29 protein-coding genes and 1 tRNA gene are annotated in these 24,328 nt (G+C 33.2%); 22 read left to right on the top strand and 8 right to left on the bottom strand.

Features of this window, described 5'->3' with window-relative positions; genetic code table 11:
- From Q385_RS08820 to Q385_RS09290, 5 genes are all read left to right on the top strand, one after another.
- A partial coding sequence (locus Q385_RS08820; RefSeq protein WP_037919444.1) for a DDE-type integrase/transposase/recombinase occupies positions 1-459 on the top strand: 459 nt, incomplete at its 5' end.
- Between the two features lie 58 nt (positions 460-517).
- Positions 518-925, top strand: a complete 408-nt coding sequence (locus Q385_RS0103045; protein WP_028950253.1) for a lipoprotein — start codon at positions 518-520, stop codon at positions 923-925.
- Positions 926-929: 4 nt separating this feature from the next.
- The gene (locus tag Q385_RS0103040) at positions 930-1,946 is read left to right on the top strand and encodes an agmatine deiminase family protein (RefSeq protein WP_028950252.1); all 1,017 of its coding nucleotides are present in this window, start codon (positions 930-932) and stop codon (positions 1,944-1,946) included.
- A gap of 103 nt (positions 1,947-2,049) precedes the next feature.
- Entirely contained in the window at positions 2,050-2,472 is a 423-nt protein-coding gene (locus tag Q385_RS09295) for a CBS domain-containing protein (RefSeq protein WP_028950251.1), read from the top strand.
- A gap of 57 nt (positions 2,473-2,529) precedes the next feature.
- Positions 2,530-2,982 carry a YbhB/YbcL family Raf kinase inhibitor-like protein gene (locus Q385_RS09290; RefSeq protein ID WP_037919442.1) on the top strand — a complete coding sequence of 151 codons (453 nt, stop codon included), beginning with the start codon at positions 2,530-2,532 and terminating at the stop codon, positions 2,980-2,982.
- Here Q385_RS09290 and Q385_RS0103025 read toward each other — a convergent pair whose 3' ends face one another.
- The 3 genes from Q385_RS0103025 to rph are packed head-to-tail and all read right to left on the bottom strand — an operon-like array spanning position 2,983 to position 5,341.
- Positions 2,983-3,252, bottom strand: coding sequence for a hypothetical protein (locus Q385_RS0103025; protein WP_028950249.1), 270 nt, complete (start codon positions 3,250-3,252; stop codon positions 2,983-2,985). It lies immediately after the preceding gene.
- 11 nt (positions 3,253-3,263) lie between these two features.
- Complete coding sequence (locus Q385_RS0103020; RefSeq protein ID WP_028950248.1) at positions 3,264-4,553, bottom strand: adenylosuccinate synthase; 1,290 nt, start codon at positions 4,551-4,553, stop codon at positions 3,264-3,266.
- Positions 4,554-4,567: 14 nt separating this feature from the next.
- Positions 4,568-5,341: a ribonuclease PH gene (rph, locus tag Q385_RS0103015; RefSeq protein WP_028950247.1), complete on the bottom strand. Its 774-nt coding sequence runs from the start codon at positions 5,339-5,341 to the stop codon at positions 4,568-4,570.
- A gap of 61 nt (positions 5,342-5,402) precedes the next feature.
- Here rph and Q385_RS0103010 point away from each other — a divergent pair, with 61 nt between their 5' ends.
- The gene (locus Q385_RS0103010) at positions 5,403-6,572 is read left to right on the top strand and encodes a nucleotide sugar dehydrogenase (protein WP_028950246.1); all 1,170 of its coding nucleotides are present in this window, start codon (positions 5,403-5,405) and stop codon (positions 6,570-6,572) included.
- 49 nt (positions 6,573-6,621) lie between these two features.
- Positions 6,622-6,708, top strand: a tRNA-Leu gene (locus tag Q385_RS0103005).
- A gap of 1 nt (position 6,709) precedes the next feature.
- Here the strand turns inward: Q385_RS0103005 and recJ are convergent.
- Together recJ and Q385_RS0102995 are read right to left on the bottom strand one after the other, a co-directional pair.
- Positions 6,710-8,437 (bottom strand): single-stranded-DNA-specific exonuclease RecJ, encoded by a 1,728-nt coding sequence (gene recJ / locus Q385_RS0103000; protein ID WP_028950245.1) that lies wholly within the window; start codon positions 8,435-8,437, stop codon positions 6,710-6,712.
- Positions 8,438-8,686 carry a hypothetical protein gene (locus Q385_RS0102995; RefSeq protein ID WP_028950244.1) on the bottom strand — a complete coding sequence of 83 codons (249 nt, stop codon included), beginning with the start codon at positions 8,684-8,686 and terminating at the stop codon, positions 8,438-8,440.
- 102 nt (positions 8,687-8,788) lie between these two features.
- Between Q385_RS0102995 and efp the strand changes: the two genes are divergently transcribed.
- The 7 genes from efp to folD are packed head-to-tail and all read left to right on the top strand — an operon-like array spanning position 8,789 to position 15,385.
- Entirely contained in the window at positions 8,789-9,361 is a 573-nt protein-coding gene (efp, locus tag Q385_RS0102990) for an elongation factor P (RefSeq protein WP_028950243.1), read from the top strand.
- Positions 9,362-9,394: 33 nt separating this feature from the next.
- Entirely contained in the window at positions 9,395-9,868 is a 474-nt protein-coding gene (gene accB / locus Q385_RS0102985; RefSeq protein WP_028950242.1) for an acetyl-CoA carboxylase biotin carboxyl carrier protein, read from the top strand.
- Positions 9,869-9,871: 3 nt separating this feature from the next.
- Positions 9,872-10,810, top strand: a complete 939-nt coding sequence (gene rfaD / locus Q385_RS0102980; protein WP_028950241.1) for an ADP-glyceromanno-heptose 6-epimerase — start codon at positions 9,872-9,874, stop codon at positions 10,808-10,810.
- The gene (gene thrB / locus Q385_RS0102975; RefSeq protein WP_028950240.1) at positions 10,803-11,717 is read left to right on the top strand and encodes a homoserine kinase; all 915 of its coding nucleotides are present in this window, start codon (positions 10,803-10,805) and stop codon (positions 11,715-11,717) included. Before rfaD ends, thrB begins: the two co-directional genes overlap by 8 nt.
- A gap of 20 nt (positions 11,718-11,737) precedes the next feature.
- The gene (locus Q385_RS0102970) at positions 11,738-12,982 is read left to right on the top strand and encodes a glycosyltransferase (RefSeq protein ID WP_028950239.1); all 1,245 of its coding nucleotides are present in this window, start codon (positions 11,738-11,740) and stop codon (positions 12,980-12,982) included.
- Entirely contained in the window at positions 12,983-14,521 is a 1,539-nt protein-coding gene (gene purH, locus Q385_RS0102965) for a bifunctional phosphoribosylaminoimidazolecarboxamide formyltransferase/IMP cyclohydrolase (protein WP_028950238.1), read from the top strand.
- Between the two features lie 9 nt (positions 14,522-14,530).
- The gene (gene folD / locus Q385_RS0102960) at positions 14,531-15,385 is read left to right on the top strand and encodes a bifunctional methylenetetrahydrofolate dehydrogenase/methenyltetrahydrofolate cyclohydrolase FolD (RefSeq protein ID WP_028950237.1); all 855 of its coding nucleotides are present in this window, start codon (positions 14,531-14,533) and stop codon (positions 15,383-15,385) included.
- Here folD and mog read toward each other — a convergent pair.
- The 3 genes from mog to moaA form a co-directional block, all read right to left on the bottom strand.
- Positions 15,375-15,905, bottom strand: coding sequence for a molybdopterin adenylyltransferase (mog, locus tag Q385_RS0102955; RefSeq protein ID WP_028950236.1), 531 nt, complete (start codon positions 15,903-15,905; stop codon positions 15,375-15,377). The two genes, folD and mog, sit on opposite strands and share 11 nt — an antisense overlap.
- Positions 15,898-16,446, bottom strand: a complete 549-nt coding sequence (locus Q385_RS0102950) for a hypothetical protein (protein WP_028950235.1) — start codon at positions 16,444-16,446, stop codon at positions 15,898-15,900. The genes mog and Q385_RS0102950 overlap by 8 nt, the downstream gene beginning before the upstream one ends.
- Before the next feature lie 61 nt (positions 16,447-16,507).
- A complete protein-coding gene (moaA, locus tag Q385_RS0102945; RefSeq protein ID WP_342666071.1) occupies positions 16,508-17,482 on the bottom strand; it encodes a GTP 3',8-cyclase MoaA in 975 nt (324 codons plus the stop codon).
- Positions 17,483-17,761: 279 nt separating this feature from the next.
- Between moaA and Q385_RS0102940 the strand changes: the two genes are divergently transcribed.
- The 8 genes from Q385_RS0102940 (at position 17,762) to rplM (ending at position 24,319) form a co-directional block, all read left to right on the top strand.
- Positions 17,762-17,968, top strand: coding sequence for a cold-shock protein (locus tag Q385_RS0102940; protein WP_012459096.1), 207 nt, complete (start codon positions 17,762-17,764; stop codon positions 17,966-17,968).
- Between the two features lie 12 nt (positions 17,969-17,980).
- Positions 17,981-18,187, top strand: coding sequence for a cold-shock protein (locus Q385_RS0102935; RefSeq protein WP_028950233.1), 207 nt, complete (start codon positions 17,981-17,983; stop codon positions 18,185-18,187).
- Positions 18,188-18,431: 244 nt separating this feature from the next.
- Positions 18,432-19,697, top strand: coding sequence for an NfeD family protein (locus Q385_RS0102930; protein ID WP_028950232.1), 1,266 nt, complete (start codon positions 18,432-18,434; stop codon positions 19,695-19,697).
- Positions 19,694-21,247, top strand: coding sequence for a DNA mismatch repair endonuclease MutL (gene mutL / locus Q385_RS08815; RefSeq protein WP_028950231.1), 1,554 nt, complete (start codon positions 19,694-19,696; stop codon positions 21,245-21,247). The genes Q385_RS0102930 and mutL overlap by 4 nt, the downstream gene beginning before the upstream one ends.
- Positions 21,244-21,930: an orotidine-5'-phosphate decarboxylase gene (gene pyrF, locus Q385_RS0102920; RefSeq protein WP_028950230.1), complete on the top strand. Its 687-nt coding sequence runs from the start codon at positions 21,244-21,246 to the stop codon at positions 21,928-21,930. Before mutL ends, pyrF begins: the two co-directional genes overlap by 4 nt.
- A complete protein-coding gene (rpoN, locus tag Q385_RS0102915; protein ID WP_028950229.1) occupies positions 21,914-23,227 on the top strand; it encodes an RNA polymerase factor sigma-54 in 1,314 nt (437 codons plus the stop codon). The genes pyrF and rpoN overlap by 17 nt, the downstream gene beginning before the upstream one ends.
- A gap of 10 nt (positions 23,228-23,237) precedes the next feature.
- Positions 23,238-23,801 (top strand): ribosome hibernation-promoting factor, HPF/YfiA family, encoded by a 564-nt coding sequence (hpf, locus tag Q385_RS0102910; RefSeq protein WP_028950228.1) that lies wholly within the window; start codon positions 23,238-23,240, stop codon positions 23,799-23,801.
- Between the two features lie 65 nt (positions 23,802-23,866).
- Entirely contained in the window at positions 23,867-24,319 is a 453-nt protein-coding gene (gene rplM, locus Q385_RS0102905; protein WP_028950227.1) for a 50S ribosomal protein L13, read from the top strand.
- Positions 24,320-24,328: the final 9 nt, after the last annotated feature.

The raw sequence follows: 24,328 nt of genomic DNA, 5'->3' as shown, positions 1-24,328 counted from the left end.
GTACAGATAGACGTAAAACACATAAATATCATAGGTGAAACATACTACCAATTTACAGCTATAGATAAGTATAGCAGATTTTGCTTTGCTGCAGTTTACCAAACAAAGAGTTCAAGGATAGCAAAGAGATTTTTCATACAATTAAAGGATTATTTTAACTTTGATATAAAGAGAGTACAGACAGACAATGGGAGCGAGTTTTTAGGGGAGTTTGACAAATATTTAAATGAGATAGGGATAGAGCATTACTTTAGCTATCCGAGAAGTCCAAAGACAAATGGAGCTGTAGAAAGATTAATAAGGACAATAGAAGAGGAATTATGGTTTATAGAGAAAATGGAATATACAATAGATGAGATGAATAGAAGATTAAGTAGTTATGTGGAAAAATACAATTTTATAAGACCGCACTGTTCATTAGGATATAAAACTCCTGCAGACATGCTTAATAAAATGTGATAAAATTTTTTATGGGTGTTCATGATGTATAGAACTTATACAATTTGAGGTTTTTAAGATGAAAAGGATTTTTCTTTTAATTAGTTTTATAGTATTTTTAACTTCTTGTGCCTCTAATGAAATTGTTATTCAGCCAAATGCACCTATTAGTTTTGTAGCTAAAACAGAGAGAAAGGGTGATTATACTTTTATAATTCCGTCAAACTTTCAGTTTTTAGAAAGTGAGTCTTTGATTTTTGAAGCTAACGGAGTTTATAGAGCTTATCTAATCTACAAAGGAGAAGGTTATATACAGGATTTAGTCAGCTTTTTTGATAGAGAGATGCCTAAAAATGGATGGACTAAATTTTCAGCTCTCATTGGTAGAGATGCACTCTTATCCTATAAAAAAGACAATCAACTTATCGTAATAAAAATTCAGTATGGACTTACAAATACTTATATAAAAATGATTTTAACGAGGTAATAAGTTGAGAAAACTTTATATGCCTGCAGAGTGGGAAAAACATTACGGAACTTGGCTTTCTTATCCTCACAACCCTGACACGTTTTTTGAAAAGATAGATGACGTTAGAGATAAGTATGTTGAGATGATTAAATGGATATCTATGGGAGAGATGGTTCATATTAACGTTAACGATGAAGAGATGGAAGAAGATTTAAAAAGAAGATTAAAAGAAAAAGACGTTGACCCTAAAAAGATTATAATTCACAGATTTCCTACAAATGATGCTTGGTGTAGAGACCACGGAGCTATATTTGTAAAAGATTTAGATAAAAATACTTTAGTAGCTTTAAACTTTAAGTTTAATGCTTGGGGTGGAAAGTATCCCCACGATTTAGATGACCAGATTCCAACTAAAATGGCTGAGTATTTAGAAGTAGAAAAAATAGATGTAGATATGGTTTTAGAAGGTGGGTCAATAGATGTAAACGGTGAAGGTCTACTACTGACTACCGAGTCCTGCTTGCTAAATCCAAACAGAAATCCGAACATGTCTAAACAAGAGATAGAAGAAAATCTGAAAAAATACTTTGGCGTAATTAAGATACTCTGGCTTAAAGAAGGTATCGTAGGAGACGATACAGACGGACACATAGACGATATTACGAGATTTGTTGATAAAGATACGGTTATAACTGTTATTGAAGATAATAAAAACGATGAAAATTACGATATACTACAAGAAAATTATGGGCTACTTAAAACCTTTACTGATTTAAATGGAAGACCTTTAAATATAATAACTCTTCCTATGCCTGACCCAGTTTACTATAAAGGAGATAGATTACCTGCAAGTTATGCAAACTTTTACATATCAAACTACACAGTTATCGCTCCAACCTTTAGATGTGATAAAGATAAGATAGCATTAGAGATTTTACAATCAGTTTTTAAAGATAGAAAGGTGATAGGAATAGATGCTACTGATATTGTAGTTGGACTTGGGACATTTCACTGTTTAACTCAACAGATTCCTCTATAAAAATTATCTATAAAAATTACTTAATCAAAAAAATAACTTCTTGCTTTTTATATACTTAGTACGTATATTTAAGATTAAGAGCAAAATCGAAGGAGGAAGTAAAATGTCTATTAAAAGTATTTCAAGGAAAGAGTTTGTTTCTATATCTCCTGAAGCAACTATAAAAGAAGTTGCTGGTGTTATGGCATCAAAAAATGTAGGAAGTTTAATAGTTGTTAAAGATGGAAGTCCAGCTGGTATTATAACAGATAGAGATATTGTTGTCAGGGTGGTAAATAAAGGACTTGATCCATCAACAATTAGAGTTCAAGATGTGATGACTATAGACCCAATTTGTTTAAATGAAGATTTGGGTATATTTGAAGCTCTTGAAATTGTAAAGGAAAAAGGAGTTAGAAGATATCCTGTAATCAATAGAGAAGGAAAGGTTGTCGGAATTGTGAGTTTAGATGATATTGTTTATCTTATAGGAAAAGAGATGTGTGATGTAACACAAATACTTCTAAAATCAGTTCCAAACTTATGAATAAACTAATTTTATTTATTTTTTTTTATGTTTTTAACAGCTTTAGGAGAAGAGAAAATGATTGTAAAATCAAATTCATTTGGAAGTATGGAACCTATTCCGGTAGAGTTTACATGTGATGGGGATGATATCTCTCCCCATATATCTTGGGAAAATGTTAAAGAAGTAAAAAGCTATGTTATTATAATGGATGATCCAGATGCCCCTATTGGACTTTTTACTCATTGGATTGTATATGATATTCCTAAAGATACAATATCTCTACCTGAGAACTTTCCAAAGAAAAAACAAGTTGGATTAATAAAACAAGGTGTAAATGATTTTGGTTTTGTAGGTTATGGAGGTCCTTGTCCTCCTAGAGGTAAACCTCACAGATACTTTTTTAAAGTTTTCGCATTAGATATAGAAACTCTTGGGCTTCCTCACGGTGCTACAAGAAAAGAAATTGAATTGAAAATGAAAAACCATGTAATAAAATCCGGTCAACTTGTAGGAATTTATGGTAGATAATTACTGTTTTAAGTGGCTAATTCCTATCATTACCATTCTGTAAACAAAAATAAGAGTCGTAATAGCCCATCCAGTAAAAACAGAAATTAAAAAGATAGCCAGCTGAGATTTTCTTTCCTCAGCTGGTTTTTTATTGTTTTTAATCGTAAGAATTATAAAAGTTATAATCGTTAGAATAATAATTGAGATTACAAAAAATATAACCGATATAGTTAAGTCTGTTCCGACCTGAACTAACTTTTCTTCTGCCTGTTTCATTACATCGTACATAATACCACTCCTTAATCAGTCCATACGTACTGGTGTCTTTCTGGACCTGTAGACAGCATTACAACCTTTGTTTGAGTTTCTTCTTCTATTATCCTTATAAAATCTTTAGCCTGTGGTGGTAGTTTTGACAGGTCTGTAAGTCCTTGGGTAGTTGTTTTCCATCCTTTAATTGTTTTATAGATAGGTTTACACTCTGATAACACTTTTAAAGAAGCTGGAAATTCTGTTATAGTTTTTCCTTCATACTGGTAAGCAACACAAACTTTTATCTCGTCAAAAACGTCTAATACGTCAAGTTTCGTTATTATTAATCCATCTAAACCGTTAATCCTGCAGGCAAACCTGAGAGCTACTAAGTCAAGCCATCCACATCTTCTTGGTCTTCCTGTTGTAGAACCGTATTCGTGTCCTTCTTCTCTTAATTTATCTCCAAGACCATCATTCAGTTCTGTTGGAAATGGTCCTTCTCCAACTCTTGTAGTGTAAGCTTTACTTACTCCATAAACCTTTGCCTGACCTATTAACTTAGGTGATACGCCTGTTCCATTACAAATTCCTATTGCGGAAGCGTTTGATGAAGTAACGTAAGGATAAGTTCCCATATCAACATCAAGCATAGTTCCCTGAGCACCTTCAAATAAAACTTTTTTACCTTCTTTCATAACTTTATCTAAAAGATAAGAAGTATCTTCTACTAAATCTTTAATTTTTTCAAAATCTTCAAGGGTTGTTTCGTATATTTGGTTAAGGTCTAAGTTAAACTCTTCTTGATAGACTTTCTCTACTATCTCTTTTGCTTCATTAAAAGCTTTTTCTAATCTAATTCTAAAGTATTGAGAGTCAAATAAATCTACTATTCTTATTCCAGTTCTTCCATATTTAGACATGTAAGTAGGACCTATTCCTTTTAATGTTGTTCCAACTTTGTCTTTTCCTTTTGATTTTTCAGATACAGCATCTAAAAGTTTGTGATAAGGAAATACTACGTGACATCTTTCGCTTATGTATAATTTATCCTTAAAATCTTTCACAACGTCTTTTACTTGATTCATCTCTTTAAGGAGCTCTTGTATATCAACAACAACACCGTTAGATATTATGTTTTTTACTCCTTCGTGTAGTATTCCTGATGGTATTAGGTGAAGTGTGTATTTTTTTCCGTTTGCAATAACTGTGTGTCCTGCGTTGCTACCTCCTTGGTATCTTACAACGTAATCAAAGTCTTTTGCAAGTAAGTCAACTATCTTTCCTTTTCCTTCGTCACCCCATTGGGACCCTAAAATTATTAAACTCTCTTTCAACTGCAACCTCCGATTTATTCTTTGTAAACAAACTCTTTAACGTTTTTCCTTTCCCAATGTCCTAAAGATGGAACTCCTTCAATAAACTCTTTTTGAATTTTTATAAGTCTTTCTATTCCAGACTTGCCATACTCAATCATCTTTTGAAGTTCATCGTAGGTAAATGTGTTTTCCTCTCCTGTAGCTCCTAACTCTACAAACTCACCTTTTCCAGTCATTACAATATTCATATCAACCTGTGCTTTTGAGTCTTCCTGATAGTTTAAATCTAAAACAATCTCGTTGTTAACTTTTCCCACACTTATAGCCGCTACGTAATCTTTTAATGGGTTTGATTTTACTAAGTTGTTTTTCTCAAGTTTTATAAGGGCATCTGCTACTGCTATAAATGCCCCTGTTATGGAAGCCACCCTTGTTCCTCCGTCTGCTTGGATAACATCACAGTCAATCCAGATGGTTCTTTCTCCTAATTTTTTTAAATCAACAGCAGCTCTTAAAGACCTTCCTATTAATCTTTGTATCTCGTGAGTTCTTCCAGATGGAGAACCTCTTACAACCTCTCTTAAAGACCTTGTTTCTGACGCTCTTGGAATCATAGAGTACTCTGCTGTTATCCATCCTTGTCCTGAACCTTTTAGAAAAGGTGGTACTTTATCTTCTATAGAAGCTGTAACTATGACTTTTGTATTACCAAACTCTATTAGGACTGAACCTTCTGCGTATATATTGAAATCTCTTGTTATTTTGATTGGGCGTAGTTGAGCTGGTTTTCTGTTGTCTGGTCTCAAAAAATCCTCCTTAAGTGTGTGATAGAATATATTTTAGCACAATTTAAAAAAGAGGAATTTTATGAAAATAGCTGTAGCTGGAGCAGGATACGTCGGATTATCAAATGCAATACTTCTGGCGCAGAATCACGAAGTAGTTATAAAAGAGATAGACCCAACAAAAGTAAAACTTATAAATAACAAAATATCTCCAATTATAGATAAAGACGTTGAGTATTACTTAAAGTCAAAACCTTTAAATCTAAGAGCTACTTTAGATAAAAATGAGGCATATAAGAACGCTAAGTACGTGATAATAGCAACACCTACAGATTACGACCCTATAACAAACTACTTTAATACAAAATCTGTAGAGTCTGTAATAAAAGAAGTTTTAGAAGTAAATTCAGAAGCTGTTATGGTAATAAAATCTACTATCCCTGTTGGCTATACAGAAAAGGTAAAAAAGCAGTTTAAAACTGAAAATATAATTTTCTCTCCAGAGTTTTTAAGAGAAGGAAAAGCTTTATTTGATAACCTTTATCCTTCAAGAATAGTGGTAGGAGAGAAAAGTGAGAGAGCAAGAGAGTTTGCAAATTTACTTTTAGAAGGAGCTATAAAAAAAGATGTTCCAGTTCTTTTTACAGGCTCAACTGAAGCAGAAAGTATAAAGCTTTTTGCTAATACTTACCTTGCTATGAGAGTGGCATTTTTTAACGAACTTGATACATTTGCAGAAAGTCATGGGTTAAACTCAAGGGAAATAATAGAAGGTGTTTGTTTAGACCCAAGAATAGGAATGCATTACAACAACCCATCTTTTGGATACGGTGGTTATTGTCTGCCTAAGGATACAAAACAGCTCCTTGCAAACTATATGGAAAAAAATATTCCTCACTATCTTATAAAAGGTACTATAGAGTCAAATATAGCAAGAAAGTATTATATAGCAGAACAAATTATAAAAAAGAATCCGAAAGTAGTTGGAGTATATAGGCTTACAATGAAATCTGAATCAGATAACTTTAGAGAAGCTGCAATTATTGATATTATTGAGTATTTAAAAGCTAAAGATTTTGAAGTGATTATATATGAGCCGTTGATAAAAGATAGTGAATTTATGGATTTCAAGATAGTAGATTTAGATACTTTAAAAAAAGACTCAGACATTATTTTAGCAAATAGATACAGTGGAGAACTTGAAGATGTAAAAGAGAAAGTATATACAAGAGACATCTTTGGTAGAGATTAAAAGCTCTTGCATATATTTGTGTTTTGTAATATAATATTAATCATCTAAAGGGAAAGTGGCGGAACTGGCAGACGCGAGGGACTTAAAATCCCTTGGCCGAAAGGCCGTGAGGGTTCGATTCCCTCCTTTCCCACCATTTACTTAACAATCTTTATATCGTCTATTGTGAACTCTATACTTTCAATACCTTTATAGTTGCTTATTTCTGGAGTGTATACTATGTCAATTATAGAACCTACATATATTTGATTTACAATATCTTGACCTTTCCAACACTTAACTGTAAAGACTTTTTTATTTTTATCTCTTAAATCTAAAATTACTAAATTTTTTCCATAAACAGAAAAAAAGTCTACTCTTAGGTTTCTATCTATAAACTTTGGATAAGGATTTTTCTCTCCAAAAGGTGCAAGCTGATAGAGTTGTAATACCTTTCCTTTGTCCCAGTATGATAGTGGAACTTCCATATCAATCTCTTTTACAGCCCAAGGCTTTTCTTCAGCAACTTCTTTAACAGTTTGGTTAAGGGCATATCTAAATTCCTGTATTTTATCAGAATTTATTGTTAATCCTGCTGCTGCAGAATGTCCCCCAAATTTTTCAAATAAATGTTTACACTTGTCTAAAGCTTTATATATATTTACTTTTGATACACTTCTTGCAGAACCAACGGCTTTACCGTTTTCTATGGAAAGGATAACAGTAGGTATCTTGTATTTTTCTACCAACTTTCCTGCTACTATTCCTACCACTCCACTATGCCAATTTTCTCTTCCAAGTACAATTGCGCTTTCTAAAGGATATTTACTGATTTCTAATTCAGCTTCTTTTAATACGTTATCTGTTATCTTTTGTCTTTTCTTGTTTAGATTTTCAAGTTCATTTGCTAAAAAGGTTGCAGATATTTCATCTTTTGTAGTCAAAAGTTTTACAGATTTTCTTGCATCTGCTAATCTTCCAGCTGCATTTATCCTTGGAGCTATCATAAATGCTATGTCTTGAGTATTTACATCTCTTTGAATTGATGCGACTTCTCTTAGTTTTGTGATGCCTATTCTATTTTTTTTGTTTATCTCTTCTAATCCAGTTTTAACCATAACTCTATTTATAAAAGACATAGGTACTATGTCAGCTATAGTCCCTATAGCCACTATATCTAAATAATTTCTTAGTTTTATGTCTTCTATATTTAAAAATCTTCTAATTAAAGAGATAAGATAAAAAGCAATACCTACTGTTGCTAAGTGTTTAAACATAAGGTTGATTTTTTCATCGTCGTAAAATTTAGGATTTATTATGTGTATACTTGAATCGAAAGTCAATGGATTTTTATCAATCCAAAAATCTGATGGCTCATGATGGTCTAAAACAAAAACTTCTAATCCTAAACTTTTCGCGTAAAGGAGCTCCTCAATAGCGTTTGTTCCACTATCAACCACTATTAAAACATCTGCCGTATCAGATATACTTTTTATTGCTTCTTTGTTTAAACCGTAGCCTTCTGTAAACCTGCTTGGTATGTAATATTTTACAGGTACTTTAATGTCTCGGAAAAAGTTTACAAGTAATGCGGTACTTGTTATACCATCTGCATCGTAGTCTCCGTATATAACTATTCTTTTTTGCTTTTTTATAGAATCTACTAATTTTATCGCCACTTCTTCTAACGAGTAGAAATAAGACGGATTTATCAGATTTTTAAGTTGAGGGACTATGTAATCTTCAGAAAAATCTTTATCAAATAAGTCTTTTCTATTGTAAAGAACTTGCGCAAAAACTTCTCCAAACCTGTCTTTTAACTCTTCTGGAGCTGGATTCGTCTGTGATAATAAAACCCACTGATATCCACTTAATCCTATATCCAATTATTTTTCCCTCTTTTTTGTAAATTTTAAAAGTTCACCGTTAGATGCATCTATCGTTACGTAACCTTTTTCACCGTAAACTTTGTAATAGCACTCACCAGACTTGTTTTTTGAAAGTTTTACAGATGTTATGTTTCCTACATAAGAAGATGCGGTTCTTTCAACGTCAGATATGGATATTTTAGGTTGGCACTCTGTAGCAAAAGAGGTTGAGAAAGATATTAAAACAATAGCAATTAGCTTTTTCATAGTTCCACCTCTTTGAATTGTTAAGAATGTATTAAAATTTTAACATAAATAATGCTTAAATTTTTGGTATAATTTTACTTTAAAAAAATCTTGGAGGAATTTATGGGCGTTAAAATCGATATTAACAGAATAGCAAGAGACCAGTTTATTCTTGTTGACAATCAGCCTTATAAAGTTGTAAGCTATGAACACGTAAAACCTGGAAAAGGACAGGCGTTTGTTAGAGTTAGAGCTAAAAATATGAGAACGGGAAACGTAACAGAATTTACCTTTAAATCATCTGACTCTATTGAACTTGCAGACTTTGAACAAAGATTTATGAACTACTCTTATACTGATGGTTCTTACTATTACTTTTTAGATACTAATACTTACGAAACCTTTGCCGTTCCTGCTGAAAATATGGAGTACGAAGCCAAGTTTTTAAAGGAAGGTATGCAGGTTGTTGTTTTCTTAGACAGAGGAAATCCAATTGGTATCGAGCTTCCAAAACATGAAGTTTACGAGGTTATCGAAACAGAACCTGGATTTAAAGGAGATACAGCGACAGGAACTACTAAACCAGCAAAAATAGAAACAGGAGCTACAATACAAGTGCCTCTTTTTATTAACGTGGGAGATAAAATAAAAGTAGATACAGAAAAAGGAACTTACATAGAAAGAGTTAACAAATAAATCTTTCCTGTTTAAAGGAAAGTTGGAGGAGTTATGGATAAAGATTTTGTGTTTGAGCTTATTGAGAGAATTAAAGACTCGAAAATAGAAGAGTTAGAGATTTTGACAGCAGAAGGAAAAATACTTATAAAACAGTATTTAGGACCAAAGGAAGTAGCTGTATCTCAATCTATCCCACAAGTTCAGTATATTCCTCAACCTGTTGTAGAGATTAAAGAAGAGATAAAAACTGCTTCTGAAACTCAAGTAAAGGAACAATCTCAAAAGAAGTATCACGTTATAAAATCTCCATTGGTAGGAACGTTTTACAGGTCTCCATCTCCAGGAGCTCCACCTTTTGTAGAAGAGGGAGATATGGTTTCTAAAGGGCAAGTGTTGTGTATTATAGAAGCTCTAAAAGTTATGAATGAGATAGAGTCTGACGTTGACGGAAGAGTTGCTAAAATCTTAGTAGAAAACGGACAACCTGTAGAGTACGGTCAAGAACTATTTTACATCGAGGTGTAATAGATGTTTCATAACATACTGATTACTGGTGGAGCTGGATTTATAGGCTCTAACCTTGCGTTAAAACTTCAAAAAGAGTATCCAGATAGTAAAATACTTGTATTAGATGACTTTTCAAGTGCAAACTTTAAAAACTTAAAAGGTTTTAAAGGTATAGTTTTTTCCTGCGATGTTTCAACTGATGAAGTTTTTTTTAAGATAGAGGATTTTAAACCTGACGTTATATTCCACCTTGCTTCAATTACTGATACAACAGTAACCGACCAAGAGTATATGATGAGAAGAAACGTAGATGGATTTAAAAACATACTTGAGCTTGCTTACGATAATGAAAGTATAGTAGTGTATGCTTCTTCAGCTTCTGTTTACGGTAATGTTAAAGAAAAAGTCCCTTTAAAAGAAGATAGAGAAAAATCTCCTGAAAATGTTTACGCTTTTTCTAAGTATATAATGGATAACCTTGCTCAAGAGTTTGCAGAAAAGACAAGCCTTAAGATAGTTGGAGTTAGGTACTTTAACGTTTATGGACCAAGAGAGGCACATAAAGGGAAGTTCGCAAGTATGATTTATCAGCTTTACTTACAGATGAAATCAGGACAAAGACCAAGAATATTTAAATGGGGAGATCAAAAAAGAGACTTTGTTTACGTAAAAGATGCAGTAGATGCTACTATACTTGCATCAAAAGCTCCAAGGTCAACTGTTTACAACGTAGGTAGTGGAGAGGCTACTTCTTTTAACGACGTTATTAAATACCTAAATCAAGCTCTCGGGACAAACCTTGAACCTGAGTACTTTGACTGTCCTTACGACTTTTATCAAGAGTACACTCAGGCAGATATGACAAAGATAAAAGAAGAGCTGGGATTTGTTCCAAGGTACTCAATTCAGAGAGGTATTAAAGAGTACGTTGATATATTAGAAGGTAGAATAAATGAGTAAAAAGGTTGTTAGAGTAAAAGTTCCTGCAACCACTGCCAACTTAGGTGCTGGTTTTGATACATTTGGACTTGCTTTGACTTTATACAACGAGTTTGAAGTAGAGGAAGCTGACGGCGTTTACATAGAGTCTTATCCAAAAAACGAGTTTATAGAAAATCCTGAAAATAATCTTTTTATAAAAGTTGTTAAATATCTTTGTGAAGCTGAAGGAAGGACTTTTCACGGTGCGAGGTTGAAACAGACTGTAAACATACCTGTTGCAAGAGGTCTTGGAAGTAGTGCTACTGCGATAGTAGCAGGAATACTTACGGGTTTTGCAGTTCATAAAAAACCTTTAACAGATGAAGAGTTTTTTAAAGTGGCATACTTGTTTGAACCTCATCCTGATAACCTCCTCCCAGCGTTGAAAGGTGGTTTTATAACAGCATTAAAAACAGAAAATAAAACATACTACAGTAAAATGGACTTTCCAGAAGAAATAAAAGCGGTTGTGGTTATCCCAGATTTCGAGCTTTCCACAGAAAAAGCAAGGTCCGTTTTACCAGCTCAAGTTCCTTTAAAAGATGCTGTTTTTAACCTTCAAAGGTCTGCTTTGTTTATAAGAGCTCTACAAGAAAAAAGGTATGACCTTCTTAAAACGGCTATGGAAGACAGATTACATCAGCCTTACAGGAAAAATCTTATTCCAAACTTTGATAAAGTTATAAATAATGCATATGAAAATGGAGCTTTAGGTGCGTGTTTAAGTGGAGCTGGAAGTACCATATTGGCTTTAGCAACAGAAAACTTTGATAAAATAGGACTTTCTATGGTAGAAGCTTTCAAAGAAGTATCAATAAACGCCCAGTATAAAGTGTTAGAAGTGGATACTCAAGGTGCAAAAGTAGAGATTTTTGAAAAAGAATAACATTTAAAAGGAGTCTTCCAATGGAAGAAAATAAAGTTTTGAAACCAAGGGTTGTTTTTTTAAAAACACCTGACCCAAGACAGATGTCAGAATCTATAATAGATGGATTAGCTAAATCAGTTTCTGCAAGAAACTTTGAAGTTAAGATAATAGACTTAACAGCTGAAAACGTTCAAGATGTTATAAATCAAATAATAGAGTATAAACCACTTTTTACTGTTGATTTAAACCTTGACGGAATGATATACGCTGAAAGAGAAGGTCAGCAACAGCCTTTCTGTGATTTACTTGGGAACATTCACATAACGTGGTTTATAGATGACCCTATGATACATTTTACAAAGCTAAAGCCTGTTTTACAATCAAACCAGATACTTTACGCAACTATAGATATAGAACATGCCCAGTGGTTAAGGTCTGCTGGTAAAAACGTTGCATTTATTCCACCTGGTGTAAACCCTTCAAAAATACCACCTATGAAAGAAAAAGAGTTTGAAGTTGCATTTGTAGGACCAATTACAGACCCAAGCATAATAGAAAGTCAGTGGCAGGAAAGGTTTGACCCTAACCTGTTTGGATTTTCAGTAGAACTTGGAAGACTAATATACAGAAATCCTGATATGCCTATCAGATTTGCATCAGGCTACTTAATATCGCAACTAAATCCTGATTTTCAGGCAGCTTTATACCAATTCCAGCAAGAAAACGAAGCTGATTTTATGGCACTTTTAACAGAGATAGGGCTTTATGCAATGTATTTAAGAAGATGGTCAATATTAGATTCTATAGAAAATTATGAAGTAAACGTTTTAGGACCTGTAATAGGAGAGCCAAAAGAAAACGTTGTAGTTCATGAGGATATTGTTAGTCAGAAAGATGTTATTGAGTTTTTATCAAAAACAAAGATATCACTTTTAAGTCAACCACCTTTTATACCTACAGGACTTGGATTTACAGTTTTTGACAGTGTAGCAAGTGGAACTTTAACCTTTGTAGAGGAAAGACTGTCGTCAAAATCATTCTTTGTGCCTGAAAAAGAGATAATAACCTACCATCCTATAGACTTTATAGAGATAGAAGGAAAAGTCGCTTACTACCTTGAGGAAGCTCCTGATGAGATGGCAGAAATATCAAAAGCAGGAAGAGAAAAGGCGTTAAAAGATCATACCATATACCAAAGAGGAGAAATGCTCGCCAACATAATGGAAGACATAATAAAACAATCCCTTCAAGAAGAACAAAAAAGTGAAAATAAGGAGGAGTAATTGAAGAGAGCTTTAATATCTGTCTCAAATAAAACAGGTGTTTTAGATTTTGCAAGGGAGCTGGTAAATTTAGGATACCAGATAGTATCTTCTTCAGGAACTGCTAAGTATCTAAAAGAAAATGGTGTAGATGTAATAGAAGTATCACAAATCACAGGATTTCCAGAGATTTTAGACGGAAGAGTTAAAACTCTTCACCCAAAGATTCACGGCGGAATACTTGCAGTAAGAGACAACCCTAACCATTTAAAGCAACTTGAAGAAAATGGTATAACTCCAATAGACATAGTAGCAATTAACCTTTATCCTTTTGAAGAAACTGTAAAGAAAGGGGCTGATTTAGAAGAGATAATTGAAAATATAGACATTGGCGGACCTGCTATGGTTCGTGCATCTGCTAAAAACTACAAATATGTAGCAATAATAACAGACCCTTCTGACTACGATTTGGTTATAAATGAGTTAAAAACAATTGGCGAAGTATCCTTAAAAACAAGACAACTACTATCTTTAAAAGCATTTAGGCATACAGCTCTTTACGACAGTATAATATCAAACGTTTTAAATGAAAAATTTGGCATAAACGAAGACTTTCCTAACGAGCTTACAATTCCTATGAGAAAAAAATCTCCTTTACGCTATGGAGAAAACCCTCACCAAAAAGCATCTTTATACATAAACCCTATAGAAGATGGACTGTCTGTCGCAAACGCTAAAATAATCCAAGGAAAAGAGATGTCTTATAACAACTACCTTGACGTAGAGGCATCTTTACTCCTTGTGAAAGAGTTTGAAAATCCAGCCTGTGTTATAGTAAAACATAACAATCCCTGTGGTGTTGCAGAAAGTGATAACATTACAGACGCCTACAGGTTAGCATTACAGACAGACCCAAGGTCAGCTTTTGGAGGAATAGTAGCGTTTAATAGAGAGGTTGACGGACAGACTGCGAAAGTTTTAACGGAGTTATTTTTAGAAGTAGTGGTAGCCCCATCTTTTTCAAAGGAAGCTCTGGAAGTATTTAGTTCAAAGAAAAACTTAAGAGTAGTTGAAATTACAGACTTTGAAAAAGACTTAATAGGAAAGGACGTAAAGAGAATATCAGGTGGATTCTTAGTTCAAGATAGAGACAAAGGACTTTATGAAACTTTAGAAGTGGTAACAGAAAGAAAACCAACAGAAAAAGAGTTAGAAGACTTAATATTTGCTTTAAAAGTAGTGAAACACGTTAAGTCAAACGCAGTTGTGATAGCTAAAGACAGACGGTCAGTAGGTATAGGAGTTGGTCAAACTTCAAGGGTTGACAGTTTAGAAACTGCTGTTAAAAAAGCTCAAGAGTTTGGACTTGAGTTAGAAGGAAGTGTCCTTGCATCTGAAGCATTCTTCCCATTTAGAGACAGTATAGATTTTGCTGCTAAATACGGAATAAAAGCTGTTATTCAGCCTGGTGGTTCTATAAGAGACAGCGAAGTTATTCAGGCTTGCAACGAACACTCAATTGCTATGATTTTTACAAAAATGAGACACTTTAAACACTAAGGAGTTTTGATGATTCTTTTAAGTGGAAAAGAGTTAGCTGAAAAGATTAAAAGCCAGATAAAAGAAGAACTTCAAGAGTTTTTAAATAAAGGTTATAGAAGACCTTCTTTAGCTGTTATTTTAGTAGGAAATAATCCTGCAAGTCAGATATACGTTAATAAAAAGATTAAAGACTGTCAATCTGTAGGGATTAACTCTAAACCTTTTTTCCTACCTGAAAACATAACCCAGATAGAGCTTTTAGACCTTATAGGACAGCTTAACGGAGATGAGGAAGTTGACGGAATTTTAGTTCAGCTCCCTCTTCCTTCTCACATAAACACCCTTGAAATAATAGAAGCTATAAATCCAAAGAAAGACGTTGATGGATTTCACCCTCTTAACGTAGGAAAACTTGCAACTGGAAGAAATGATGGTATAGTTCCTTGTACTCCTTACGGTATAATGAAGCTCCTTGAGTACTACAATATAGACACTTTTGGAAAGGATGTTGTAGTAGTAGGGGCAAGTAATATAGTAGGAAAGCCTATGTCCTTGCTGTTTTTAAAAGATGAAAAATCTACAGTTACTATTTGTCATAAAAACACAAAAGATTTAAAGTCCCACACGTTAAAAGCTGATATTCTTGTGGTTGCAGTAGGTAAGCCTAAACTTATAACTGCAGATATGGTTAAAGAAGGAGCTGTTGTCATAGATGTAGGTATAAACAGGGTTGATGGTAAAATAGTTGGAGATGTAGACTTTGAAAATGTAAGTAAAAAAGTATCTGCCATAACACCTGTTCCAGGTGGCGTTGGTCCTATGACTGTTGCTATGCTACTTTATAACACTTTTCAGGCTTATAAAAATAACGTTATTTTTTAGGGCGAAAAGCTTTCACTTTAGATGGGTCTGTGTCAATAAACGGACCCTCTATAAGCTCAATACAGTAAGGTATGGCTGGAAAAACTGCATCAAGGCACAGCTTTATAGACTGAGGCTTACCAGGAAGGTTTACTATCAGACAGCTCCCTCTTATTCCAGCTGTTTGCCTTGATAAAATAGCAGTAGGTACTTGTTGCAGAGAAACTTGTCTCATCAGTTCTCCAAATCCTGGCATCATCTTTTCACAGACAGCTTCCGTTGCCTCAGGAGTGACGTCTCTTTTTGCTGGTCCTGTTCCACCAGTAGTAAGTATAAGACAACAGCCTTTATTATCTACCATATCTATCATGGTTTCTTTAATAAGTTCAAGCTCATCTGGTATAACTCTATAATCTACGTCAAAAGGTGTTATTAAAACGTCGTTTAAGTAATCTATAATCGCCTTTCCACTTATGTCTTCATAAATACCTTTACTTGCTCTGTCTGATATAGTTAGTACTCCTATTAAAGCTTTATCCATCTTCTTCCCTCAAAAATATAAACTTACATTTTTGATTTTCATAATCCCTTTCAACCCATTGAATGCCCTTTACACCTTCTTCTAACTTCCTTACAAAACCTTCTATAAACCCCCATCCACACCAGCAAACGCAGTGTTCAATAGGTGCTAAGTTTCTTGGCTTTAAAGCACCTTCGTAAAATACACAGTTGCATATATAAGCTTCATTTTTATTTCTTTCTATTTTGTATGCAAAACCAAAAGTGTTCAAACTTTTTTCAAGTAATTCTTCCCATTCTTCTTTTGGATGATTTTCCATCAAAACTTTTGCAACTTCTCTACCAAGCTGTCTTACAATAGCATAACCACCTTTTTGACCATACATATTTTGTACTTCATCAGCGAATGCAAAAACTATATCTCTTCCCGTGGGCACTCCTTCAAGTTTTTCAGGTAAAACTCTTAGTATTTGGTCAACCGCTTTATCCCCCAAGATATTCCTTGTTAAAGATACAAGAGTATCAATAACCTCCTTGTCAATTTGACCTTTAATCTCTGCCATGGCAAATCACCTAAAATTTTTTAAAAAAGATTATACACTAAAAAATTCAAATTAAATTAATTTACCCACCTATACTTGTCATTACCCTGACGCAGTCTGAAAAAGCATAGCTACTATTTTTAATCTTTAGATTTGATATTTCTTTTGCTACTAATACTTTTTGTAAAAATCTGTCTAAGTCTTCCTCACTTCCGTATCTCAAAACTTCTTTTACAGGAATCTCTTCATCTGTTCTAAGACATAATTTGATACTACCTTCAGCAGTGAGTCTTAATTTAGAGCAGCCATCGCAGAATGGATTTGATATAGGGGTTATAAATCCAATTTTTGCCTTATACTTTGGTATCTCATAGACTCTGGCAGCTCCACTACCAATTGAAAACGATGGAATTAGTGTTCCGTACTTTTCCTCTATTTTTCTTTTTATATCTTCAAGAGGCTGGACCATATCTTTTTCCCATTTTATAGACCCTTGTCCAAGGGGCATCATCTCTATAAATCTAACTTCTACGCCGTAATCTATGGCAAACTCTACAAAATCAAGAGCTTCATCTTCATTTAAACCTTTTATTACCACCGCATTTATCTTTATAGGGTCAAATCCTAACTTTTTGCTTACTCTTATACCTTCTAAAACATCTTCTAATCTTCCTTTTGTTATCTGATAGAATAAATCTGGTTTTAGGCTATCTATACTTATGTTTAATCTATTTAACCCAGCTTTTCTTAATTTTTCCGCATGATGAGATAGTGTTATTCCATTTGTTGTCATTCCTATATCTTCTATCTGAGGAATGCTTTTAAGCAGTGATACTAAATTTTCTATTTGTGGTCTGACTAATGGTTCTCCGCCTGTTATTCTGACTTTTTTTAGTCCATATTTTGTCATTGCTTTGACTAATTTTGCGATTTCTTCATATCTTAAAATCTCATCGTGAGGAATAAACTCCATATTGTCTGGTCTGCAGTAAAAACATTTTAAATTACATTTATCTGTTACAGATATTCTTAAATATGATATTTCCATCTTATACACCTCAGCGATAATTTACAGATATAAGGATATATCTTTTTTGTCGATTTGACAAGTATGGAATAACGAAAAATACTGCATAAAAAAAGTGCAGTATATAGTTGACTTTTTATTGCACCTATCCCATAATATGTATACATAAATAATAGAAGATGTTTAAAGAAGTACCAAGGGGAGTAAGACACAAATCAAAAAGTCTTCGTAAGTCCCACAATCAAAAAGTATTTCTTTAAACCTCTTCTGTTAGAGGTAATTTTAATTAATTTTTGGAGGTTTTTTGTCGTGCGTATCACAGGTACAGTTAAGTGGTTTAACTCAAAGAAAGGATTTGGATTCATCACAAGAGATGATGGCCAAGGTGACGTTTTTGTCCATTTTTCAGCAATTCAATCAAGAGGTTTTAAAACTCTTGAAGAAGGTCAGAAGGTAGAGTTTGAAATCGCTCAGGACGAGAAAGGTCCTAAGGCAGCAAACGTAGTTAGAGTTTAGGAGGAAGAAGGTATGAAAGTTACAGGAACAGTGAAATGGTTTGATTCTAAAAAAGGATTTGGTTTCATCACAAGAGATGATAACGGACAGGATATATTCGTTCACTTCTCAGCTATTCAAGGAAAAGGATTTAAAAACCTTGAAGAAGGAGAGAAGGTAGAGTTTGAAATAGTTCAAGAAGAAAAAGGTCCAAGAGCTGCTAACGTAGTTAAGTTATAAACAATATATAAGGGAGCTTCCGAGGCTCCCTTAATTTCATACATTAACCACATCTTTTAAAATTTCATCTTTTATCTCATTTCTTAGAAGTTTTGATCTTACAAGGTCAACTTCACAACCAAGTAGTTTTTCAAGGTAGTCCCAAAGCTCAAAATAGTTCCAATACGTGTTTTATTAAAATCTTTCAAAAAATCAATTTCAGGCTATAATAACTCATAATAATAATACTTGCGGGTATTTACAAATGAAAAAAGTATTATTTTTCATTTTATTTATTTTTAATTTCTCATTTGCTGATATTTTTGTTGGTAAATGGAACGATGCTATAACTCCTACTACCGTTGATTATGTAGAAAGACTGGTAGAAAAAGCAGAAAAAGAAAAAGCAAAGGCAGTAATACTTGAGCTTGATACCCCTGGGGGTTTAGATACTTCAATGAGGGAGATAATAAAGATAATTCAAAATACTTCACTTCCTTTTATTGTTTTTGTATATCCACCCGGTTCAAGGGCTGCTTCTGCAGGTGCTATAATTACTGTATCAGCTGATATTGCAGCTATGGCACCTTCTACCAATATCGGCTCTGCTTCTCCTGTTTCTATGGAAGGCAAAGATATAGAAGAGACGATGAAGAAAAAAGTAGTAAACGATATGGTTGCATTTGTAAGTGCAATTGCAAAAGAAAAAGGTAGAAACGCAGAAATCATTCAAAAGATGATAACAGAAAGTGTAAACCTTCCTGCAGACGAAGCTGTTAATAAAAAGGTTGTTGATTTAATCGCAAATGATTTAAATGATTTAATAAACAAGTTAGATAGTAAAAAGATTGTTAAAAATTCTAAAGAGATAACTTTAAATCTTAAAGGTGAGAAGATTGTATTTGTAGAGAAAGGTTTTAAAGAAGAACTTTTATCCTTACTTTCTAACCCTACGGTTGCGTATTTACTTTTAATGGTAGGCTTTTATGGAATATTTTTTGAGCTTTACAATCCGGGAAGTATAATTCCAGGAACGGTTGGTTTAATATCTTTGGCTTTGGCTTTGTACTCTCTAAACATTTTATCTGCAAACTGGTTGGGAGTGATACTTATAGGTTTAGGTGTTTTATTTCTTATATTAGAAGCTATAACGCCACTATTTGGTGGATTGGCTTTAGCTGGAACTATTTCTATATTACTTGGGTCTATAATTTTACTTCCTTCTGACTCACCTTACGGAGATTTATCTTTAACTGTTATAATACCTGTTGTTTTATTTAGTGCTGTATTTTTCTTTGTTGTAAGTTATCTATCTTTAAAAATTCAAAGAGAAAAACCTAAAACAGGTTTAGAGGCAATGATAGGAGACACCGCAGAAGCTGTAAGCGATATTAATAAAAAGTATGGTAAAGTGATGTATCACGGAGAGTTATGGAATGCCTATTCAGATAAATACATACCAGCAGGCGCAGCTGTAAAAATAGTTGAAGTCAACGGATTAAAATTAAAAGTAGAGGAAAAGAAAGAATGAAGATAAAACCATTACCAGATGAGGTGGTAAATAAAATAGCAGCTGGAGAGGTAGTAGAAAGACCTGCTTCAGTACTAAAAGAGCTTATAGAAAACTCCCTTGATGCATCTGCATCTTTGATAGACGTTTATATAGAAAAAGCTGGTAAAAGACTTATATCAGTTTTTGACAACGGAGAAGGTATTGAAAAACAAGACATTATTAATGCAGTAAAAAGACATTACACAAGTAAAATAACAGCCGCAGAAGACTTATACAGTATAATCACCTACGGTTTTAGAGGTGAAGCTTTATCAAGTGTATCCTCAGTAAGTAGACTTACAATAACTTCGAGGACAAAAAACAACTTACACGGTAGTCAGCTGTCTGTAGAAGGAGGTAGAATACTGTCTTTTTCAGAGGTTGGCTGTCCTGTAGGAACAAAAGTAGAGGTTAAAGACCTTTTCTTCAACGTCCCTGCAAGAGAAAAGTTTTTAAAGTCAGAAAACACAGAAAATATACATAACGTTTCTGTTTTTGTGAATTACGCTATTGCCAATCCAGATAAACACTTTAAACTCTCTATAGATTCGAAAGAGATTTACAACCTTTATCCATCTTCTTTAAAAGAGAGAATAACTCTTATTTACGGTAAAAGTTTTGTTGAAAATTTAAAGTACGTAGAGTATGAAAACTATTTAGGAAAAGTTTACGGATTTATTAGTTTAGACTCTGTTAAAACAAAAAAAAGCCATATATTTGTAAATAAAAGACCTGTAAAAAGCCCTTTTATCAGCTCTATAATGAAAAAGAAAATAGGAGATAATTTCTTTATTTTGTTTTTTGAACTTCCACCTTACTTTATAGATGTAAACGTCCATCCTGCAAAGATAGAAGTTAAGTTTCAAAAAGAAAAAGTTATAGCTGATATGATTGAGTCTTTGTTAAAAGATAACTTAAACGAGTTTAAAACTTTTACTGTTTCATACCAAGAGTTAAGACAACCAAAATCAGTATATCCTACAAAAGAAGGAAAGTTTGAAATAATTGGACAGATTGAAGATACTTTTATAGTAGTTTACGGTGATTCTTTCGTTTACTTTATAGACCAGCACGTAGCAAACGAAAGAGTAATGTATGAGATTATACTATCACAGCTGAGAGAAAATAAAAAAATTCCATCTCAGAGATTACTATCTCCTTTTAGATTAGATTTATCTCCAAAACAGGAGTTTGTATTAAAAGAGATTAATGGTACTTTAGAAACGTTAGGTTTTAAAGTGGAAAATAACAGTCTAATATCAATACCTTATAATATGCAAATTCCAAAAGCAGTAGAAACGCTGTATGAAATAATAGAAAGCTATCCTGACATTACCCATGAAAAAGTTGCATCTTCACTATCCTGTAGAATGTCTATTACAGCTGGAGACAGACTTACTTTAGAAAAAGCCCAAGAGCTTATAAAGAACTGGATAAAGACAGAAAATCCAAACGTTTGCCCCCACGGAAGACCGATTTATTATAAAATATCTATTGATGAAATAAAAAGAGCGGTAGGTAGAAAGTGAAGATAGCCTTAGCCTTAGACGTAGAAAACGATAAAGAAGCCTACAAAATACTTGATGAAATTGAAGAAAAAGTAATAGTAAAAGTAGGCTACCTGCTTTTTATAAAGTATGGAAAAGAGTTGGTTAAAAGTATTAAAGACAGAGGGTTTGAGCTTTTTTTAGACTTAAAACTTCACGACATACCAAACACAGTTTACAACGGCGTAAAAGCATCAATAGAAATAGGAGCTGATTACCTTACTATCCATACTTTAGGTGGCAGAGAAATGATTAAAAAAGCAGTAGAGGCAAAAGGAAACTCAAATCTAAAACTTTTAGGTGTTACTATATTAACAAGCCACTCTCAAGAGTATGTAAATTACGTAAAAAGCCAGTATTCATTGGAAGATTTGGCTTTAAACCTTGCAAGAGAAGGGATTTTAAACGGTTTAGATGGTATAGTCTGCTCTTCCCACGAAGTAAAGTATTTAAAATCAAACATAGATAAGCCATTTTTAGCAGTAGTCCCAGGGATAAGACTTGTGGCAGAAAAAACAGATGACCAAACAAGAATAGCAACTCCAAAACAAGCAGTTATAAATGGAGCTGATATCTTAGTAATAGGCAGACCTATTTTACAATCTCAAGACAAAAATCAAACAATAAAGAAAATCAAGGAAATGATAGATGAAGCAAGGACTTAGTCTAAAGCTTCAAAATAAGCTAAAGCTAACATTAGCTTTAAAACAACAGCTAAATATTATAACCCTACCAAAAACAGAGTTAATTCAAGAAATAAACAAAGAGTTAGAAGAAAATCCATTTTTAGAAGAAGTATCCTACATTCAACCTGATTTAAATTTAGAAAGTAAAGAATTCAGCTCCTACTATGAAGATGACGAAGAAAAAGACCCTTTTTATAAACTAACCTATAAGCCTTCTTTATACGATTTCTTACAAACCCAGATAGATATAGAGTTTGACGGATTAGAAAAAGAGATAGCAACTCAAATAGTAGAAAATGTAGATGAAAAAGGATACATATCCCAAGACACACTTAAAGAGATAGAACAAAAATTATTAGTAGATTTAGACACTGTAGAAAAAGTAAGAAAAAAAGTAATGAGCTTAGAGCCAACTGGTATTGGATCTTTAAACTTTAAAGAGTTTTTATATCAAGAGTATAAAGACAGATACGGAAAAGACAAGACAGTTCAAGAAATGATAGAAAACAATTTGGATAAAATAAACGACAAAGAGTATTTAAAACAAAAATATGAGTTGACAGATTCAGAAATTGAAGAAATTGTAGAAAACATAAAATCTTTAAGACCTTATCCACTTTACGGTTATGAAGACTTTGAAATAACTTACATAGAACCTGATATATTTTTACATTTTACAGACGACCCAGAAAAACCTTTTAAAATAGAGATTAACGACGAAGGAATACCAAATATAAACCTTGTTTCTCAATATAAAAAACTGTTAAATCAAAAAAATCTATCAGAAGATGCAAAAAAGTTTTTGTATGAGAAACTACAAAAGGCAGTAGGTTTGATAAACGGTATTCAGCAAAGAAGAGAAAACCTTCAAAAGTTAGCACAATTTCTTGTAGATTACCAAAAAGACTTTATACTAAATGGAAAAGAGTATCTTAAGCCTTTAACCCTGAAAGACGTTTCAAAACAAGTTGGGCTTCACGAATCGACTATCAGCAGGCTTGTAAACAGCAAGTATATTCAAACTCCTTTCGGAGTTATACCTTTAAAACTATTTTTCTCAAACAAAGCAAGTAAAGAAAGTGGGAATATTTCTTCAGATCGTGTAAAATATTTAATCAAAGATTTAATAGCAAAAGAAGACTCCAAAAAACCTTACAGCGATAACGAGATTGTAGAACTGCTAAAAAAACAGGGTATTAAAGTTGCAAGAAGAACTGTAACAAAGTATAGAGAAGAAATGAATATTCCAGATTCAAGAAAAAGAAAAAAAATTTAAGGAGGCTACGATGCAAGTAGAACATGTCGGAAAAAACATTGAGTTAACAGATTTTATTAAAGCTTATACAGAACATAAGCTTGAAAGATTAAAAAACTACCTGAAAGATTTAGACACTTCTGAAGACTCTGTTAGAGTTAGGGTTGTTTACGATTTTGAAAAGCACAGACACAGAAACAGAGTAGATATTGACGTTTACTTTAACACTCCAGGTGGTGGTGTGATACATGCTTGGGAAGAAAGTAACGACCTTTATTCTGCTATTGACTTTGTTATAGATGAAGTTGAAAGACAGCTTATTAGATTAAAAAGTAGAAGAATAGAAGAAAAAAGAAGACAGGCAAAGTTAGAATCATTAAAAGAACATACGCCTGTAACTCCTTCAATAGAAAGACCTTTAATAACACTCGAGCCTCTACCGTCTGAAAAACCCATGACTGTAGAGGATGCAAGGTTATTGTTGGAAGAAACTGGAGCATTTTTTATGCCGTTTATAAACTCAGAAACAGGACAAATAAACGTTATATACAGAAAAAAGGCAGGGAACTACGGTTTAATTGCTCCTAATGTTTAACTTTACATAAGTATAAATTTTTGATATAATACTATTTTGAATTTTTTAAAGAGAGGAGTGGAAGAATGAAAACATTCTATCTTCGTAAAGAAGATGTTAAAAGAGACTGGTATGTAATAGACGCAAAAGGAAAAAACTTAGGAAGACTTGCTTCTTTAATAGCAAATGTTTTAAGAGGAAAACATAAGCCTTACTTCCAACCAGACGTAGATTGTGGAGACTACGTTATTGTATTAAACGCAGACAAGTTTACCGTAACTGGTAAAAAGCTAACAGACAAAGAGTACAAGTTTCATACAAACACTCCTGGTGGATTGAAGGTTAGAAATCTGCAGTGGATGATAGAAAATAGACCTACAAGAGCTTTAGAACTGGCTGTAGAAAGAATGCTTCCTAAAAATAAACTCCAAAAAAGATATATGAAAAGATTAAAGCTCTATACAGGTGAAGATCATAACCATACAGCTCAAAATCCAAAATCTTTAGAAGAGTTAGCAAAACTCTGGAAGGTATTATAAGGAGGAATT

This window comes from Sulfurihydrogenibium subterraneum DSM 15120, from assembly GCF_000619805.1.
Lineage (GTDB): Bacteria > Aquificota > Aquificia > Aquificales > Hydrogenothermaceae > Sulfurihydrogenibium > Sulfurihydrogenibium subterraneum.
The sequence above is the reverse complement of the archived record's forward strand: the minus strand, read 5'-3'. Positions and strand labels throughout refer to the sequence as shown.